16 protein-coding genes and 1 other RNA gene are annotated in these 17,121 nt (G+C 73.3%); 8 read left to right on the forward strand and 9 right to left on the reverse strand.

Translation table 11 applies throughout. From position 1 onward, the window contains the following. Positions 1 to 12: 12 nt before the first annotated feature. From AB0L25_RS11840 to AB0L25_RS11850, 3 genes are read right to left on the reverse strand one after another with little or no spacing between them, the layout of a single operon-like run. Positions 13 to 402: a hypothetical protein gene (locus AB0L25_RS11840; protein ID WP_500171136.1), complete on the reverse strand. Its 390-nt coding sequence runs from the start codon at positions 400 to 402 to the stop codon at positions 13 to 15. Between the two features lie 37 nt (positions 403 to 439). Next, positions 440 to 811: a DUF6191 domain-containing protein gene (locus AB0L25_RS11845; RefSeq protein WP_500171138.1), complete on the reverse strand. Its 372-nt coding sequence runs from the start codon at positions 809 to 811 to the stop codon at positions 440 to 442. Between the two features lie 45 nt (positions 812 to 856). Then, positions 857 to 1,381: a pyridoxamine 5'-phosphate oxidase family protein gene (locus tag AB0L25_RS11850; protein ID WP_026400682.1), complete on the reverse strand. Its 525-nt coding sequence runs from the start codon at positions 1,379 to 1,381 to the stop codon at positions 857 to 859. 63 nt (positions 1,382 to 1,444) lie between these two features. On the opposite strand from AB0L25_RS11850, the gene AB0L25_RS11855 reads away from it, so the two are divergent. From AB0L25_RS11855 to rnpB, 4 genes are all read left to right on the forward strand, one after another. Then, entirely contained in the window at positions 1,445 to 2,308 is an 864-nt protein-coding gene (locus AB0L25_RS11855) for a Nif3-like dinuclear metal center hexameric protein (RefSeq protein ID WP_500171140.1), read from the forward strand. Then, complete coding sequence (locus AB0L25_RS11860; RefSeq protein ID WP_500171142.1) at positions 2,305 to 3,048, forward strand: zinc ribbon domain-containing protein; 744 nt, start codon at positions 2,305 to 2,307, stop codon at positions 3,046 to 3,048. Before AB0L25_RS11855 ends, AB0L25_RS11860 begins: the two co-directional genes overlap by 4 nt. Continuing rightward, a complete protein-coding gene (locus tag AB0L25_RS11865) occupies positions 3,045 to 4,133 on the forward strand; it encodes a bifunctional RNase H/acid phosphatase (RefSeq protein WP_500171144.1) in 1,089 nt (362 codons plus the stop codon). Before AB0L25_RS11860 ends, AB0L25_RS11865 begins: the two co-directional genes overlap by 4 nt. 94 nt (positions 4,134 to 4,227) lie before the next feature. Next, positions 4,228 to 4,619, forward strand: an RNA gene (rnpB, locus tag AB0L25_RS11870) — RNase P RNA component class A. 22 nt (positions 4,620 to 4,641) lie between these two features. On the opposite strand, the gene AB0L25_RS11875 is transcribed toward rnpB, so the two are convergent. Further along, positions 4,642 to 5,076, reverse strand: coding sequence for an ester cyclase (locus tag AB0L25_RS11875; protein ID WP_500171146.1), 435 nt, complete (start codon positions 5,074 to 5,076; stop codon positions 4,642 to 4,644). A 239-nt stretch (positions 5,077 to 5,315) separates the two neighbouring features. On the opposite strand from AB0L25_RS11875, the gene AB0L25_RS11880 reads away from it, so the two are divergent. After that, positions 5,316 to 5,549: a hypothetical protein gene (locus AB0L25_RS11880; protein ID WP_500171147.1), complete on the forward strand. Its 234-nt coding sequence runs from the start codon at positions 5,316 to 5,318 to the stop codon at positions 5,547 to 5,549. 81 nt (positions 5,550 to 5,630) lie between these two features. On the opposite strand, the gene AB0L25_RS11885 is transcribed toward AB0L25_RS11880, so the two are convergent. From AB0L25_RS11885 to AB0L25_RS11895, 3 genes are all read right to left on the reverse strand, one after another. Next, positions 5,631 to 7,883 (reverse strand): SulP family inorganic anion transporter, encoded by a 2,253-nt coding sequence (locus tag AB0L25_RS11885; protein WP_500171149.1) that lies wholly within the window; start codon positions 7,881 to 7,883, stop codon positions 5,631 to 5,633. A 199-nt stretch (positions 7,884 to 8,082) separates the two neighbouring features. Next, entirely contained in the window at positions 8,083 to 10,125 is a 2,043-nt protein-coding gene (locus tag AB0L25_RS11890) for a hypothetical protein (RefSeq protein ID WP_500171151.1), read from the reverse strand. A gap of 213 nt (positions 10,126 to 10,338) precedes the next feature. Next, entirely contained in the window at positions 10,339 to 10,920 is a 582-nt protein-coding gene (locus tag AB0L25_RS11895) for a YbhB/YbcL family Raf kinase inhibitor-like protein (RefSeq protein ID WP_500171152.1), read from the reverse strand. A gap of 452 nt (positions 10,921 to 11,372) precedes the next feature. Here AB0L25_RS11895 and AB0L25_RS11900 point away from each other — a divergent pair, with 452 nt between their 5' ends. After that, positions 11,373 to 12,680 (forward strand): NAD(P)/FAD-dependent oxidoreductase, encoded by a 1,308-nt coding sequence (locus tag AB0L25_RS11900; protein WP_500171216.1) that lies wholly within the window; start codon positions 11,373 to 11,375, stop codon positions 12,678 to 12,680. A 159-nt stretch (positions 12,681 to 12,839) separates the two neighbouring features. Here AB0L25_RS11900 and AB0L25_RS11905 read toward each other — a convergent pair whose 3' ends face one another. Beyond that, positions 12,840 to 13,649 (reverse strand): ABC transporter permease, encoded by an 810-nt coding sequence (locus AB0L25_RS11905; RefSeq protein WP_500171154.1) that lies wholly within the window; start codon positions 13,647 to 13,649, stop codon positions 12,840 to 12,842. Then, the gene (locus AB0L25_RS11910) at positions 13,646 to 14,650 is read right to left on the reverse strand and encodes an ATP-binding cassette domain-containing protein (RefSeq protein WP_500171156.1); all 1,005 of its coding nucleotides are present in this window, start codon (positions 14,648 to 14,650) and stop codon (positions 13,646 to 13,648) included. The genes AB0L25_RS11905 and AB0L25_RS11910 overlap by 4 nt, the downstream gene beginning before the upstream one ends. A gap of 224 nt (positions 14,651 to 14,874) precedes the next feature. On the opposite strand from AB0L25_RS11910, the gene AB0L25_RS11915 reads away from it, so the two are divergent. Continuing rightward, positions 14,875 to 15,435 (forward strand): PH domain-containing protein, encoded by a 561-nt coding sequence (locus AB0L25_RS11915; protein WP_500171158.1) that lies wholly within the window; start codon positions 14,875 to 14,877, stop codon positions 15,433 to 15,435. Between the two features lie 116 nt (positions 15,436 to 15,551). Beyond that, positions 15,552 to 16,934 (forward strand): PH domain-containing protein, encoded by a 1,383-nt coding sequence (locus AB0L25_RS11920; RefSeq protein ID WP_500171159.1) that lies wholly within the window; start codon positions 15,552 to 15,554, stop codon positions 16,932 to 16,934. The last annotated feature ends 187 nt before the right edge of the window (positions 16,935 to 17,121 follow it).

Consider the following 17,121-nt stretch of genomic DNA (forward strand, 5'->3'; position numbering starts at 1 on the left):
CGGCCCCCGACGTCAGCCCGAGACGGGATCCCCGCCGGTCGCGGCGGGGCCCGTCCGGCTCCGCAGGGCCGACTCGACCAGACCGACCGCGCGCCGCAGCTCCACCAGGCGGGCGCCCTCGCGCCGGTACGCCTCCAGGACGGCCTCGATGCCGTGCGGCGGGACGACCGCGCCGAGATCGACGCGGGCCGTCCGGAACCCCTCGCGGGCGGCCTCGACGGACGCGTCGACGTGGTGCCGCGCCATACGGGCGAGGACCGGCGGGTAGCGGCGCAGCACGCCGTACCGCCGGTACTCGGGCGGGACGAGATCCAGCAGCCAGGCCATCGCGGTGTCCTCGAAGCGCTCGGTGCCCGGCGGGTGCACCTGCGCGGGCCAGCCCGGCGGAACGGAGGTGCTCACCCGTCCAGGATACCTCCGCGTCGAAAGTGTGTTCGAGCTACTCCGGCGCGGGCGGCGGCGCGGCGTGCCCGGGCCCGGCGGGAGGCGTGCGGCGGATGCGGATCTTGCCCGAGTCCAGGTCGTCGCGCCCGGAACCCGTCTGCTCGTGATCGTCCTCCCGCAGCAGGCGCTGCCGCTCCTGCTCCTCCTGCTTGACCTTCCGGGAACCCTCGAACATGGCGCCGAGCTCGTCGAACATGGCGCCGCCGAAACCGGCGCCGGTCTCGCCGTCGCCGCGGATGGCGCCCATCAGGGACGTCTTACCGGTCCCCTCGTGGGGCCAGTCGACGACCTCGGGCTCGGCGGGTTCGGGCCGGTTGCCCAGCGGGCGGCCCTTGACGCGCTTACGGCGGCGAAAGGGTGACTTCACACACTCTCCAACGCGATGAGTGGCCAGATAAATCCCGGCGACGGCTCAGGGCGTGAACCTCCAGCGGGTGGGAGAACCGGTGAAGTCCCCCTGCCGCAGCCCGAACGCCCGCTGCGGCCGGACCGCGACGGTCGCGTTCACCTCCGGGTCCAGGAAATCCACACGATAGCGGGTGGCGTACTTGGAGTTCACCAGGTCGATGAACCGCTGGAGCGTCCTCGGCTCGGTGACGACCTCGGCCCGTCCCTCGATCACGACCGGGTTCTCGGCCGCCTCGGTGGTCACCACCACGTCCGGGTTGGCCCGCAGGTTCACCATCTTCCGGGACGGGACGGCGCTGCTGAACATCAGCGCCTCCCCGGACCACGCGCCCCAGACCGGCATCGCGTGCGGCCGCCCGTCCGGGCGGACCGTGCACAGCCAGAAGTTGCGCGCCGCCCGCATCCGTTCCACGGCCCAGGACCACGGGAGCAGGCCGCTCCCCTCGTGCGGTCCCCGGATGCCGTAGCCCGGCATGTACGGGCGTTCTGCCGTGGGTTCCGGTTCCGACTGGGCGTCGGAAGCCGACATGACGATCTCCCTCCGGTGCGGGCACTGCCTACGTATCGTTTCAGACGCGACCGTCCCGTGGCGATGTCCGGTGACCACGGCGGGGCGTCCCGGCGCGGTAGCCTGCGGAACGTGCGTCTTTCCCATGTCATCGCGGCCCTCGAGGAGCTCTACCCGCCGGCGTGGGCGGAGTCCTGGGACGCCGTCGGACTCGTCTGCGGCGACCCCGGCCAGGACGTCGAACGGGTGCTGTTCGCCGTCGACCCCGTCGCCGCCGTCACCGACGAGGCCCTCGACTGGGGCGCCGACCTGGTGATCACGCACCATCCGCTGCTGCTGCGCGGCGTCCACTCCGTCGCGGCGACCACCCCCAAGGGCCGGACGATCCACCGGATGATCCGGAACGGTACGGCGCTGTACACCGCGCACACCAACGCCGACGTGGCCGACCCGGGCGTGTCGGACGCCCTCGCCCGCGCCGTCGGGCTCACCGGCGACCTGCGCCCGATGGTCCCCGCCGCCGACGATCCCCGCCGCGGGCTCGGCCGGATCGGGGACCTCGCCGAGCCGGTCGCGCTCCGCGAGTTCACCGCCCGCGCCGCCGCGGGGCTGCCGTCCACCGCCTGGGGCGTGCGCGCCGCCGGCGACCCCGACCGTCCCGTCCGGACGGTCGCGGTGTGCGGCGGCGCCGGCGACTCGCTGCTCGACACCGCGCGCGCCGCGGGCGTCGACGTCTACCTGACGGCCGACCTGCGGCACCATCCCGCGTCGGAGTTCGCCGAGCACGGCGGCCCGGCCCTGATCGACGCCGCGCACTGGGCGACCGAGTGGCCGTGGCTGGCCGACGCGGAGCGGCGCCTCACCGCCGCCGCGGGGGGCGCGTTGCAGACCCGGGTGTCCACGCTCGTCACCGACGCGTGGCGCCTCCACGACGAAGGAGCACAGTGAAAGCCGCACCGCAAGCCCAGCTTCGCCTGATCGACCTGCAGGAGCTCGACAGCTCGCTGGACCGGCTGGCGCACCGCCGCCGCACCCTGCCCGAGCTGGCCGAGATCGAGCGGGCCGAGGGCCGCCTCACCGAGCTGCGCGACGCGATCGTGGCGGCCGAGACCGAGGTCGGCGACCTGCAGCGGGAGCAGAAGAAGGCCGAACAGGACGTCGACCAGGTCCGCACCCGCGCCGAGCGCGACCAGAAGCGCCTCGACTCCGGCCAGGTGACGTCCGCGAAGGACCTCAGCAGCCTGCAGGCCGAGATCGCGTCCCTGCAGCGCCGCCAGTCCGACCTGGAAGAGGTCGTCCTGGAGATCATGGAGCGGGCCGAGGCCGCCGAGACCCGCGTCGGCGAGCTGCGCGCCGAGCAGGCCGCCGCCCAGCGGGAGCTGGCCGACCTCACCGCCCGCCGCGACGCCGCGCAGGGCGAGATCGACGGCGAGTCCGGCACCACCGCCACCGCCCGCACGGCCGTCGCCAAGGACGTCCCCGACGACCTCCTCGCCCTCTACGAGAAGCTGCGCGGCCAGTTCGGCGGCGTCGGCGCGGCCAAGCTGTTCCGCGGCGCCTGCCAGGGCTGCCACCTCGCCCTCAACACCGTGGACCTCAACCGCATCCGCGCCGCCGCCGAGGACGAGGTCGTCCGCTGCGAGGAGTGCCGCCGCATCCTCGTCCGCACCCCAGAGTCGGGCCTGTGAGCCGGAAACTGATCGTCGAGGCGGACGGCGGCTCCCGCGGCAACCCGGGACCCGCCGGGTACGGGGCCGTCGTCCGCGACGCCCTCACCGGCGAGGTCCTCGCCGAGACCGCCGAGGCCATCGGGAAGGCGACCAACAACGTCGCCGAGTACCGCGGCCTGATCGCCGGGCTGACCGCCGCCGCGGCCGTCGACCCCGCCGCCCGCGTGGACGTCCGGATGGACTCCAAGCTCGTCGTCGAGCAGATGTCCGGCCGCTGGAAGATCAAGCACCCGGACATGATCCCCCTCGCCACCCGGGCCCGCCGCCTGGCCGAGGACCTCGGCGCCGTCTCCTACGGCTGGATCCCGCGCAACCGCAACGCCCACGCCGACCGCCTCGCCAACGAGGCCATGGACGCCGCCGCCCGCGGCGAGGAGTGGACGCCCGCCGCGCCGCCGGAGCCCGAACCCCCGCCCGTCCCGGCGTCCACCACCCCCACCACCACGCTCCTCCTGCGGCACGGCGAGACGCCGTTCTCGGTCGACAAGCGGTTCGCCGGCATCGGCGACGTCCCGCTCACCGCCACGGGCCTCGCCCAGGCCCGCGCGGCCGCCCTCGCCCTCAAGGACCGCGGCCTCGACGCGATCGTCACCTCGCCCCTCGCGCGCTGCCGCGACACCGCCGCCGAGGTCGCCGCCGTCACCGGCCTGGACGTCCGCGTCGAGGACGGCTTCCGCGAGACCGACTTCGGCGACTGGGAGGGCCTCACGTTCGCCGAGGCCCGCGACCGCCACCCCGCCGAACTCCGCGCCTGGCTCGCCGACCCCGAGGCCGCCCCGCCCGGCGGCGAGAGCTTCGCCGCCGTGTCCCGCCGCGTCCGCACCGCGCTCGACAAGCTCAAGGTCCGCGCCCGCCACCGGAACGTCCTGGTCGTCTCCCACGTCACGCCGATCAAGCTGCTCGTCCGCGAGGCCCTCGGCGCCCCGATGCCCGCGATCTACCGCATGCACCTCGACGTCGCGTCCCTGACGTCCATCGACTGGTACGACGACGGCCCCGCCACCCTCCGCACCTTCAACGACACCCACCACACCGACCGCTGACCCCACCCACCCCCACAGCCACCCGCGCCCACCCCGCACCCAACAACCGCCTGCTTTCCGGGGGCGTGGACGGTCTATCCTTGGGTGTGGTGGACGAGCCGGCCGGGCGGCCGCGTCGGGGAGCGATCCCCGTCGAGGAAAGTCCGGGCTCCACAGGGCAGGGTGGTCGGTAACGCCGACCCGGGGCGACCCGCGGGACAGTGCCACAGAAAGCAGACCGCCACCGGTCCGCCGGTGGTAAGGGTGAAACGGTGAGGTAAGAGCTCACCAGCGCCCACGGTGACGTGGGCGGCTAGGTAAACCCCACCCGGAGCAAGGTCAAGAAGGGGATCCGGCAGGGTCCCCGCGCAGGCGTTCGAGGGCGGCCCGCCCGAGCCTGCGGGTAGACCGCTGGAGGCCGTCGGCAACGGCGGCCCGAGATGGATGGCCGTCACCCGCCGCCGCGCGCGGCGGGCACAGAACCCGGCTTACAGGCCGGCTCGTCCACCGCCCGCCGTCCGGACGGGGCCTAGTGCCGGGCGTCGTCCAGTGGCGGGACGACGTCGAGTTGCTGGAGCAGGCGGACGAGGTCCTTGTCCGACCACTTCTCGGCGAGCCTGCCGTTCTCGATGCGGTGGATCACCGTCGCGCTCATGAGCATCTCGTTGCCGGTGGCCGGGATTCCCGGCAGGTCCCCCTCGTGGACGCCGCGGCACAGGAGCCGGGTGACCACCTTGTCGCCTTCCGCGACCTGGTCCTGGATCTCGTGCGTGCCGGGTGTCGCCTCCCAGAACATCCGGAACACCTCCTTGAGACCCTCGCGGCCCGAGGCGGATATGGGGAACGGCGGCGGCGAGTGGTCGAGGTAGTCCTCGGCCACGATTTCGTCCATGCTCTCCAGGTTGCCCGCGTCGATCTCCCGATAGAAGCGGCGCACCAGTTCCTTGTTCTCCTCGATCGACATGCTGACCTCCCCCCAGGTCGTCCCACGTGTACCCGGCCCGGGGGAGGCCAACCCGCCGCCTCGCCGGACGTCCGGGATGTGCGGGGAATCGGGTGCCGGTGTAAGAAACCGACGGTTTCGGGTCACACGACACAGTGGGGCGGAAACGGCGCGCTTAACGTCCTGGTATGGAGCCGATCGGCCTCGATCGGCGACAGGCGGCGGGACCGCGGGGACGGGTCCCGTGGAGAGGAGCGCAGATGTTCATCGCGTTCACGATCTTCGTGCTCGGTGCGGCGACGGTGACGGTGCTGGCGGTGCTGTGGAGCTTCGCGCGGGCCAGCCGGCGTGACGCGCTGTTCCTGCCCGCGAGCGACCGGAGCGCGCGGATGGCGCGCCGGGTGACGGGGATGTACGTGCGGGACTACCAGCAAGGACGGGACGAACTGCGGGGACGGGACGCCGGGCGCGAGGGCGAGCTCGTCGGACGCTGAAGGCGATGGTGAGGGCGCCGCATGGCGGTGCGGCGCCGAAGGGCATGGGCCGTCCGCGCGGGACGGCCCATGCGGGCAGGGTCACGAAGGGGTTCGCGTGTCCTGCCGGTCGCCGGCGGGGGCCTCGCCCGGGACGGGGGCGAAGGTCCCCGTCGCGCGGTCGAGGATCTCGACGTTGGCGGTCGGCAGGTCCAGGTAGAGGCCCACGAGCTCGATCTCGCCGGACTCGACGCGGTGCTCCAGCCACGGGTGGGTGAGCAGGTTGTCGAGCTGCTGGATGACGTTGATCTTGCACAGGTGGACGAGCGGGTTCTCGTCCTCGGCGAGCTCGGTGCCCAGGAAGCGGGCGATGCTGTGCCGGCCGTGCTCCAGCCACCGGGTGAGGTGGTGCAGGTGCTTGACCTCGGTCCCGCCCGCGAGCAGCGCGGCCATGGCGCCGCAGTTGGCGTGCCCGCAGACCGTGATGGTGCGGATCTCGAGCACGTTGACCGCGTACTCGACGGTCGCCATCACCGAGTCGTCCGACGGGTAGGCGCCGTGCCGCGGGACGAGGTTGCCGACGTTCCGGTTGATGAACAGATCGCCGGGGCCGCTGGCGGTGATGATGTTCGGCACCACGCGCGAGTCGACGCAGGTGATGAACAGGTTCTGCGGCTTCTGCTCCATCGCCAGCTCGGCCATGATCGGACGGACGAGCGGGGCGGTGCTGTCGTGGTATCTGCGGACGCCCGCCAGCAGCAGGTCGCTCGCCGGCAGCGGCTCGGCCTCGGATGTGGAATCGGAGTTCCGCCGGTCCGACCACGGCGCCCACCAGGGCGTCTGCGGCGGAGTCTTGCTCGGCGGGGTCGTGTCGCCTGTCACCGCTCTTTCATACCAAGCCTCGTGAACCTCGTCGATGTCGACCCTCCCGCCCTGCCGCTCGTGGGCGATCCGCCACTGGTGGACGGCGTCGAACGCGGCGTGGTCCATGAAGTCGACGTTGAGGTCGAGGTCGACGTTGGAGCCCGCGGGGATCTGCTGGAGCTGGCCGGTGACCTTCGGGACGCCGAGGAACGTGAACGTCCCCTGGACGACGACGTGCCAGCGGGGCCGAACGGGGCCGTCGCCGGGGGCGGGGACGAGCTGCTCCGAGCGGACCGACAGGGCGGTGAGCCGGCGCAGCGCGAGGATCGCCATGACGCCGATGCCGAGCAGCACGCCCTTGCCCAGCCCGAGGACGACGACGCCGCCGAGGGTGGCGAAGTAGGCGGGGGCCTCGCGGTGGTGGCGCAGGTCGCGGACGTGCGCGAGGTCCATCAGCCGGCAGCCGAGGACGACGAGCAGCGCGGCGAGGGCGGACAGCGGGATCTGCTCGATGATCGGCCCGCAGGCCAGCGCGAGCACCAGCACCCAGACGCCGTGCAGGACGGACGACAGCCGCGTGCGGGCGCCCGCCTGCAGGTTGGCGGTGCTGCGGACGATGACGCTCGCGATCGGGAGGCCGCCGAGGAAGCCCGACACCATGTTCGCGACGCCCTGGGCGCGCAGGTCCTTGTCGAGGTCGGAGCGCGGGACCCCGGCGGGCCGCATGCGGTCGACGGCGACGACGCACAGCAGCGACGCGACGGCGGCGACGACGCCGACGGAGACGACGGCGCCGACGATCCCGCCCGGCGGCCCGTGCGGCAGGACCGGTGGCGCCCAGTCCTCCATGAGCGTGGCGGGCAGGTCGACGCGGGCCGTCTCCCAGCCGAGCGTCCAGGCGGTCGCGGTGGCGACGGCGATGGCGGGCAGCGGGCCGGGCACCAGCCGCGGTAGCGCGCCGAACCGGCCGCGCTTCGGCAGCCGGTTCCAGCAGAGCAGGATGAGGATGGTCAGGCCGCCCAGCAGCGTCGTGTGGGTGTGCGGCGCGCCGAGCTGCCCGGGGAGTTCCCGCAGGTCGTCCAGGGACGACTCCTGCGGGCTGCCGCCGAGCACCACGTGCACCTGGGCGAGGACGATGACCGCGCCGATCCCCGCGAGCATGCCGTGGACCACGGCGGGGGAGATCGCGAGCGCGGCGCGGGCGACCCGGGCGGCGCCGAGCGCGAGCTGCAGCGCTCCGGCGAGCAGCGTGATGGTGCAGGTGGCGCGCCAGCCGTACTCCTGCACGAGGCTGAAGACGATCACGGTCAGGCCCGCGGCGGGACCGCTGACCTGCAGCGGGGACCCGCCGAGGGCGCCGGCGAGGATCCCGCCGACGACGGCGGCGATGAGCCCGGCCGCGACCGGGGCGCCGGAGGCGACCGCGATGCCGAGGGACAGCGGTAGCGCGACGAGGAATACCACGAACGACGCGAGCACGTCGCGCCGCAATGTGGATACGTTGAGTGTGTTTGATATCACTCAACGTATATAACCAGCGTTGGAGCGCGATATCGACTCGCGACCCGACACGGCGGGTGTATATGTCCTTTACGTACCGTTACAGCGGTATGTGGAATGCATCACGGCAACGCGAAGGGCCGCCGGACGGTTCGTCCGGCGGCCCTTCGCGTTGCGACGGCGCCCTCGGTCAGCGCCGGTAGTCGCGGTGGTTCTCCCAGTCGTCGCCCTGGTAGCCGCCCGGACGGCCGAACCCGGGATCGTAGGCCTGGGTGGAGTTCGGGTCGCCGCTCTGGGCGCCCGGGTCGTGCGGGGCGGCCAGCGGGTCGTTGCCGCTGTAGCTGCTGCCGCTGAAGTCGCCGTAGGCCCCGGCGCCGCCGGACCCGGACTCGCCGCCGTAGGAGTCGCGGCCGCCGCTCAGCGGGTCGTCGTAGCGGTTGCCCTCGCCGTACGACGGGGACGCCGGATAGCCCTCGTTCTGGCCGCCTTGCGGGTAGCCGCCGGTGTTGCCGAGGCCGCCGCCGGGGGACCAGGGCCCGGTCGACGAGCCCTGGCCCGTCCCGGGACCGGACCCGGTGGAGCCGCCGAAGGAGCCGGTGGCGAGCGGGTCGCCGAGCGGGTCGCCCAGGGACCCGCCCTGGCCCGACGGCGACCCCGTGGAGCGCTGCCGGTCGCTCTGGATGCGCTGGAGGAGCTCGTCCACCGTCGGCAGCTTGTGGTTGTCGGTGTCGGGTCCCGAGCCGCCGTGCGCAGCCGGAGCGGACGGCGCGGGCGGTGCGGGCGGCGCGGCGGGCGCGGGCGGCGCAGGGGGCGGCGGTGGTGCGGCGGGCGTGGGCGGCGGCGGCGCGGCCGCGGGCTCGTCGGTGCGGCCCAGGGGGAGCCCCAGCGGGTCGGACGGCGGCGGCGCCGGCGGGCCCTGGTTCGGGCCGGTCGATCCCGGGCCCTGGTGGGGGCCGGTCGAGCCGGGGCCGGAGGCGCCCAGCGGCATGTCGAACGCGTCCGGACGGCCCGGGGGCGGGGACGCGGGCGTCGGACGGCCGCCGGAGGCGAGCGGGTCGGAGCCGTACGGCTGCGGCTGCTCGGGCAGGCCGTACGGGGTCGGCTCCGGCGGCATGCCGGGCTGCTCCTGACCGCCGTAGGGCGGCCGGTCGCGGCCGGGCTGGTCGCCGCCGTACGGCGGCTGCTGCTCGGGCCCGCCGAAGGACGGGTCGGCGGCGCCGTACGCGGGCTGGGCGTCCTGGCCGCCGTAGACGTGCTGGTCGGGCGTGCCGGGGGCGCCGAACGGGGTGTGCCCGCCGGGACCGCCCTGCATGCCGGGGCCGCCGGCCAGGTCGGCGGGAATCGGGTCGAGCGCGGTCGCGCCCGGGTCGCCGCCGCCGAACGGGGAGCCGCCCTGGAATCCGCCGGGGCCTGCGGGGCCGCCGGGGGCCTGCTGCGGGCCGGTCGGGGCGGGCTGGCCGCCGGTCTGGCCGGGGCCGCCGTGCCCTCCGGGTCCGCCGGGTCCGCCGGGGCCGTGGGGACCCTGGTTGTGCGGGCCCTGCCCGGGGCCGCCCGGGACGCCGAAGGCGCCGCCGTCCTGGCCCAGCGTGACCGTCTGGTTCATGCCGTGGTCGGGGACCTGCGGGTCCTGCTCGGCGTACTGGTCGCCGTACTGCTGGTCCGCGTACTGCTGGTCCCCGTATTGCTGGTCGGCGTACTGATCGCCGTACTGGTCCGCGTACTGCTGGTCGCCGTACTGCTGATCCCCGTACTGCTGCTGGTCGCCGTAACCGTCGTCGCCGCCCTGCGCGTGCAGCGGGTCGCCGGCGTGGTCGCCGTCGGGGCGCTGCCCCTCCTGGTTGTGCTGCCAGGGGAACTTGGGCTTGTCGAAGGTGATCGTCGCCCAGTAGTCGTCGTCCTCCATCTCGTCGGACGCCTGACCGGAGGGCGCGGGAGCCGGCGAGCCCTGCTGGGCGGCGGGCGCGGCGAGCGGGCCGCCGCCGGCGCCGGCGACGCGGCGGTCGGGGCCGGGAGCGGGCGCACCGTAACCGCCGTCGTCGTAGCCGTAGTCGTCCGGCCCGTTCATCTCGTCCTGTTGCGCGGCGCCGCGGCGGCCGCGCGGTTGCGGCTGCTCGTCGTCCATCCAGTCGTCGTCGTCGCGACCCGCCTTGCTCGCCCGCAGACCCAGGACCACGAGGACGACGACGAGGACGACGACGACCAAGAGGCCGAAGACCACGATTGCTGAAGTCATGCCACCACCCAATGCCTTGGCCCGGCGAGCGCCGCCGGCGCGGACGTGTGGTCCGTCCCGATGGCCGCCGACGGCCGGCCGTCCTCGGAGCCGGTCCGATTCTGTCCGACCGCTATGACCGTTGTCACACCCTTAGTGCTCATAGACACCCTCACACGGTCCGCACCGATCGGTCGAACCCGCCGGTCGTCGACCCGCCGTCAGGTCCCACGGTCAACGCGCCCGTTCGGCGCCGAAGTTCCCGGTGATCCGGCCCCGGCCCACGGTGTGCTCGGCGATGGCGCCGAGCGACTCGTCCAGCGACGCGCCCTCCTCGAACGGCGCCTCGCTGTCGAGCGCGTAGATGGTGAACCGGTACAGATGCCGTTCTCCGCGCGGAGGGCACGGCGGTGCGTAGCCCACCTTGTCTCCCGTGGTCAGTCCCTCGACGGCGTTGTCCAGCCTGGCGCCCTCGACGATCTCGTGCGTGGTCCCGTCGATGCCCGCGATCACCCAGTGGACGTAGGCGCCCTCGACGTCCGGATCGTCCACGACGATCGCGAACGACCGGGTGTTCGCCGGCGCCCCCGACCAGATGAGCGGCGGGGTCTTGCCCTGCCCGCCAGGGTACGTCGTGCAGCCGTACCGCGTGGGCAAGTCGCCGCCATCGCGGAAGACCGGGCTGGTCACGGTGAACCACTCCGACAGTTCGGCGCTCTCCTGCTCGGGGCCGCCGATCAGCCCGCACCCGCTCAGCGTGCCCGCGAACGCCAGCGCGGCCGCCGCGGCCAGGACCGGACGCCGTTTTCTGCTCATCATCGATACGCTCCCGCGCGAGTTCGCACGGCGCGCTCCGGCGGTCCGACTTCGTCCCGGCCGGATGCCCGCGCGGGCGGCGCCCCCTTCCCTTCCCTCGTCCGCCCCAACCTTAGGGGTTCGGCGGTGGTGGGTCGGGACTTTCGGGCCGCGAGGCGGAGGCGTCCGCCGGACGGACGGATGTGAGGTGCATCATGCGTGCTTCGTGCCCGATCGTCGAGAACCGAGCGAAGGAGTGGTGAAGTTCACAGCCCCTGCAACGGTCTACTTTGCCGTATCGGGAAGTTCTGTAGATCTTTCCTGGTTGTCGATTGGTGCAAGGAGCATTCATCGAGTAGTTTGTGAATGTCTTCACAAGCCGACCGTGACATTGGAGGGCCGCAATGGCCAGGACCGCCGAGGAGACCCCTGGCGCTCCCCACATCCTCATCGTGGGTGGCGGCTATGTGGGCATGTACACCGCGCTTCGCCTGCAGAAGAAGCTCCGCAAGGAGCTGAAGCGGGGTGAGGTCAAGGTCACCATCGTTGACCCCAACTCGTACATGACGTATCAGCCGTTCCTCCCCGAGGCCGCCGCGGGCAACATCTCGCCCCGGCACGTCGTCGTCCCGCTGCGCCGCGTCCTGCCGAAGTGCACGGTGCGCAAGGCCCGGGTGACCGAGCTCAACCACGACGAGGGCTGGGCCATCGTCCAGCCGCTGGCGGGGCCGCCGGAGCGGATCTCCTACGACTACCTGGTCATGGCGGCGGGCGCGGTGCCGCGGCTGCTGCCGATCCCCGGCCTGGCCGAGCACGGGATCAGCCTCAAGACGGTCGGCGAGGCGATCCACCTGCGCAACCACGTGCTCGAGCAGCTCGAGATCGCCGAGTCGACGGACGACGTCGAGCTGCGCCGCAAGGCGCTCACGTTCGTCTTCGTCGGCGGCGGGTTCGCCGGCGTCGAGGCGGTCGCCGAGCTCGAGGACATGACGCGCGACGCCACCAAGTACATGCGCAAGGTCACCCCGGAGGACCTGCGCTTCGTCCTCGTCGAGGCCGCCGACCGCATCCTGCCGGAGGTCGGCCCGGACATGGGCAAGTGGACGGCCGAGCAGCTGCGCGGCCGCGGCATCGACGTGAAGATGAAGACGTTCCTGCAGTCGGCGGAGGACGAGATCATCGAGCTGTCGGACGGCAGCCGCTTCCCGGCCGGGACGCTCGTCTGGAACGCGGGCGTCAAGCCGTCGCCCGTCGTCCGCAGCGGCGACCTGCCGGTGGACGAGCGCGGCCGCGTCAAGGGCACCGAGTACCTCACGATCGAGGGCCTCGTCCGGGCGTTCACCGCCGGTGACAACGCCGCGATCCCGGACCTGACGCAGGAGGGCCAGTTCTGCCCGCCGAACGCCCAGCACGCGGTGCGCCAGGCGAAGCTGCTCGGCGACAACATCGTCCGCTCGCTGCGCGGCAAGACGCTCAAGCCGTACGTGCACAACAACCTCGGCGCCGTCGCCGGGCTCGGCCTGCACAAGGGCGTCGCGAACCCGATGGGCTTCAAGCTCAAGGGCTGGCCGGCGTGGTTCTTCCACCGCAGCTACCACGGCGCGATGGTCCCGACCTTCAACCGCAAGATCCGCGTCATCGCGGACTGGACGCTCGCGCTGTTCCTCAAGCGCGAGACCGTCTCGCTCGCCACGGTCGAGCAGCCGCGCGCGGACTTCATCCTCGCCGCGCTCGACGACGAGAAGATCCGCGAGGCGAAGGCCAAGGAGAACGCGGCCTGACCTTCCCCGCCCATCGCGGACCCGAGATGCCGGACGCCCCGGCGGTCGACCGACCGCCGGGGCGTCCGGCGTTTCCGCCCCGACCCGTGCGGGGCGCGGATCACGCGGCGGAGCGGGCGGAGGGCCTCCGGGGCCCGGAACCGGAGCCGCCGCTCGGGTTCACGCGCGCTTCTTGAAGGCGCGCAGGGAGAGGGGGGCGAAGATCAGGGAGAACCCGACGCCCCAGGCCAGCGCGATCAGCGCGTGGTCCATCACGGGACCGCCGACGAGCAGGCCGCGCATCGCCTCGACGAGCTGCGTCACCGGGCTGTTGCGCATGAAGAACGCCAGCGGGCCGGGGATGCCCTCGGTCGTCGGGATGAACGCGGTGCTCAGGAAGCTCAGCGGGAAGATCACCACGAACCCGAAGATCTGCACCTTCTCCGGCTCGTTCACCATCATCGCGATGTAGACCGAGATCCACGAGAACAGCACCGCGAACGCCAGCAGCAGGAAGAACGCGGTGATCAGCGCGAGGACGCCCGTCTCGAGCCGGAACCCGATCGCGAAGCCGACCAGCAGCAGGATCGCCATCGACCACGCCTGCTTGGCGGTGTCGGCGATGATCCGCCCCGCGAGCGGGGACAGCCGCGAGATCGGCAGGCTCCGGAAGCGGTCGAAGACGCCCTTGGTGATGTCGGTGTTGAGCCCGAACCCGGTGCTCATCCCGGCGAACAGGGCGTTCTGCGCGATGATGCCGGGGATGACGACCGGCAGGTACGCCTCGACGCTGCCGGCCATCGCCGGGCCGAACACGTAGGCGAACAGCAGCACGAACATGATGGGCTGGATGGACAGGTCCAGCAGCTCCATCGGGTTGTGCTTGATCTGCACCAGGTTCCGCCACGCCAGCGTGGCGACGTTGCGGGCGCCGGTGCCGGGCGAGACCCGTTTCGACAGGTTCTGCGGGGGGAGTGTCGCGGTGCTCATCGGGAGACCCCTTCCTTCTCCGTGGCCCGGCCGGCGTCGCCCGCCGCGTCCTGCGCCTCGGCTTCGACTTCTTCGGTGTGGTGGCCGGTGAGGGCGAAGAACACCTCGTCCAGGCTCGACTTGCGCAGCGACATCTCGCCGACCGTGACGCCCTCCTCGTCGAGGCGGCGGACCACGGCGGGCATCAGGCCCGGGTCGGTGATCGGCGCGGCGACCAGGCCGTCCTTGAACTCGGGGACGGTCTCGGCCAGCTCGCCCACGATCCGCGCGACCGCGTCGGCGTCGCTCTCCTTGATCGGGCGGACCTCGAGCACCTGCCCGCCGACCTGCGCCTTCAGCATGTCGGACGTGCCGTGCGCGATCACCGTGCCGCGGTCGATCACGATGATGTCGTCGGCGAGCTGGTCGGCCTCCTCCAGGTACTGCGTGGTGAGCAGCACGGTGACGCCGTCGTCGGTGAGGCCGCGGACGATGTCCCACAGGCCGTTGCGGCTGCGCGGGTCGAGGCCGGTGGTCGGCTCGTCCAGGAACAGGATCTGCGGCCGCCCGACCAGGCTCGCGGCCAGGTCGAGACGGCGGCGCATCCCGCCCGAGTACGTCTTCGCGGCCCGCTCGGCCGCGTCGGTGAGCTGGAAGCGGTCGAGCAGCTCCGCCGCACGGGCCTTGGAGTCGCGCCGCGACATGCCGAGCAGCCGGGCGATCAGCACGAGGTTCTCGGTGCCGGTGAGCATCTCGTCGACCCCGGCGTACTGGCCGGTGAGCCCGATCAGCTGGCGGACCTTGTGCGCCTCCTGGACGACGTCGAAGCCGCCGACCCGGGCGCTGCCCTCGGTCGGTTCGATCAGCGTGGCGAGGATCCGCGTGGTGGTGGTCTTGCCGGCGCCGTTGGGCCCCAGCACGCCCAGCACCGTCCCGGCCTGCGCGGTGAGCGAGACGCCCGCCAGCGCCTGCGTGTCGCCGAATCGCTTCACCAGGCCCTCGGCCTGGATCGCGTAGGACATGAGGTCTCCTAGGGAAATGTGGTGTGCCGGACTGTGCACCCCGCCGCGCGCGGACACGCCAACCTACGGCCTGCCCCGAGCCGGATGCATTCGGTTTTCGCCGCCCATACGCCGGCGCTCGGCGTCCCTCCAGCTTCGCATCCGCGTCTGACAGAACGCTGACGCGCCGCTGATTGCCCCCGCGCTCCCGCGCCCGGGCGCGCCGCGGCCCTTACACTCGCGGTGTGACGTCGGTGCGGCGCGACCTGCACGGGGACGGCGGGAGGTCGCACCCGCCGCGGTTGCGGGCGCCCGCGCACCGCGTCTCCCCGCGCGCGATCGCGCACTGGGCGATCGAGTACCTGCTGCTGTGGGGGCTGGGGTTCGGCCTGTCCCTCGGCGTGTCGGCCTGGCTCGGCGACACGGAGGCCGAGTGGCTCCCCGGCTGGCTCTCCGACCGCGTCGGCGTCCTGCCCTGGGCCGTGGGCGCCGCCGGGCTGCTGATGGTGACGGTCGCGCCCGTCTGGCGCTACCGCGTCCACCGCTGGGAGGTCAGCGCCGACGTCGTGTACACCCGCACGGGCTGGTTCAGCCGCGAGTGGCTGCTGGTGCCGGTGAGCCGCATCCAGACCGTCGACACCGAGCAGGGCTGGATCGAGCGGCTGCTCGGCCTGGCCACCATCGAGATCAACACCGCCTCCCACACCGGTTCCTCCGAGGTCTCCGGCCTGCCGGCCGGCGTCGCGACCCGGCTGGCGGACGACCTGGCCCACCGGGCCCACGACCTCCGCGACGACGCCACGTGACGCCCCCCGGAATACCTGACGAAGCGAAAACCCCACGTGTCTCCGACTCGCCGGACGTCCCGAAATCATCGGCGGCGGGCGAAACGGGGGTCCGGCGGCTGCATCCGCTGACGTTCGTGGTCGGGGCCGTCCGGGAGCTGATCGCGCTACTGGCGGCCGGGGCGACGGGCCTGGCGGTGGGCGGGCTGTCCACGGCGTTCTACTTCACCCTCGTGGGCCTCGGCATCGGCCTGGTGTTCCACGTGGCGAGCTGGGCGACGTTCACGTACGCGCTCCGCGACGACCGCATCGAACTCCGCCGCACGCTGATCGGCCGGTCGGTGAAGACCATCCCGCGCGACCGCATCCGCGGCGTGGACGTCAGCACGTCGCTGCCGCACCGGACACTGGGCCTCGCGGTCGTCCACATCGACGCCGGTTCGGAGGGCGGGGAGGCGGCGCTGAACGCCGTCTCGCGGCGGGAGGCCGAGCGGCTGCGCCGGGTGCTGCTGGACCGCGCGGCGGACGAACCGGAGGGGGACGCCGCCCCGCCGCGGCGCGTCCTGGCCCGGATGCGGCGCCGCTGGTACGTGTACGCCCCGCTCAGCGGCGCCTACCTGCTGACGCCGTTCGCGCTCGCGGGCAGCCTCCTCGGGACGCTCTACAACCTCGGCGACGACCTGGGGCTGATCACCCGGGAGCGCGTCGAGACCGTCGGCCACGAGGTGGTGGGGCTGCCGGCGGCCGCCGTGGTGGCGCTCGCCGTGCTGGCGCTGTTCGCGCTGCCGGTCATGTCGGTGATCGCGTTCAGCCTGTTCAACTGGGACTTCACCGTCGAGGAGCGGAACGGCTCGATCGTCGCGGAGCGGGGGCTGGCCACGCGGCGGAGCGTGTCGCTGGAGCGCCGCAGGCTGCGCGGGGTGGAGCTGGCCGACAACCCGCTGGAGCGGCTCGGCGGCGTCCTGCGGCTCGGCGCGCTCGTCACCGGGCTCGGCGACGCCGCGCACCGGGGCCGCCTGCTGCCCGCCGCGCCGCGTCCGGTCGCGGAGGAGCTGGCCGCGCGGGTCGTGGGCGCGGTGCCCGGCCCGCTGCGCCCCCATCCGCGGGCCGCGCGCGGACGCCGGGTGGTGCGGGCGGTCGCGCCGCCGGGCGCCGTCGGGCTGCTGGCGGTGGCGGCGGGCCGCCCGTGGATCGCGGCGGCCTGCGCGGTCCTGGCGCTCCTCGCGGTGCCCCTCGGCCTCGACCGGTACCGGCAGCTCGGGCACGTGACCGACGGCGAGCGGCTGAGCGTCCGGTCGGGCTCGCTGAAGCGCCGCCAGGTGGTGGTGGAGCACGGCGCGATCGTGGGCTGGCGGTTCCGCCGGACGCTGTTCCAGCGGCGGCTGGGCCTGGCGACCCTGGACGTCGCGGTGGGCGCGGGCGACGGCGGCTACCCGGCGATCGACATGTCCGAACAGGACGCGGTCGCCTTCGCCGCCGAGATCACCCCCGACTGGGTGCGCCCCTTCCTGGAGAAGTGACCACCCCGCCCACGAGGCGAGCGCGCCTCCGGCCGAACGTCCCGCCCCGCTCGTCCGGCGACCGGTGCCGGTCACGACGCGGCAAGGCGTTCACGGTCGCGAGCCCGCCCTAGCTCGACGTCGCCTCCGGCCGGGCGGTCGCGGCCGTTCGGCGGCCGGTGCCGGCCGGAGGCGCGGCGGGGCGTTC

Origin of the sequence: Spirillospora sp. NPDC052242 (assembly GCF_040679555.1) — a bacterium.
Taxonomy (GTDB): domain Bacteria; phylum Actinomycetota; class Actinomycetes; order Streptosporangiales; family Streptosporangiaceae; genus Spirillospora.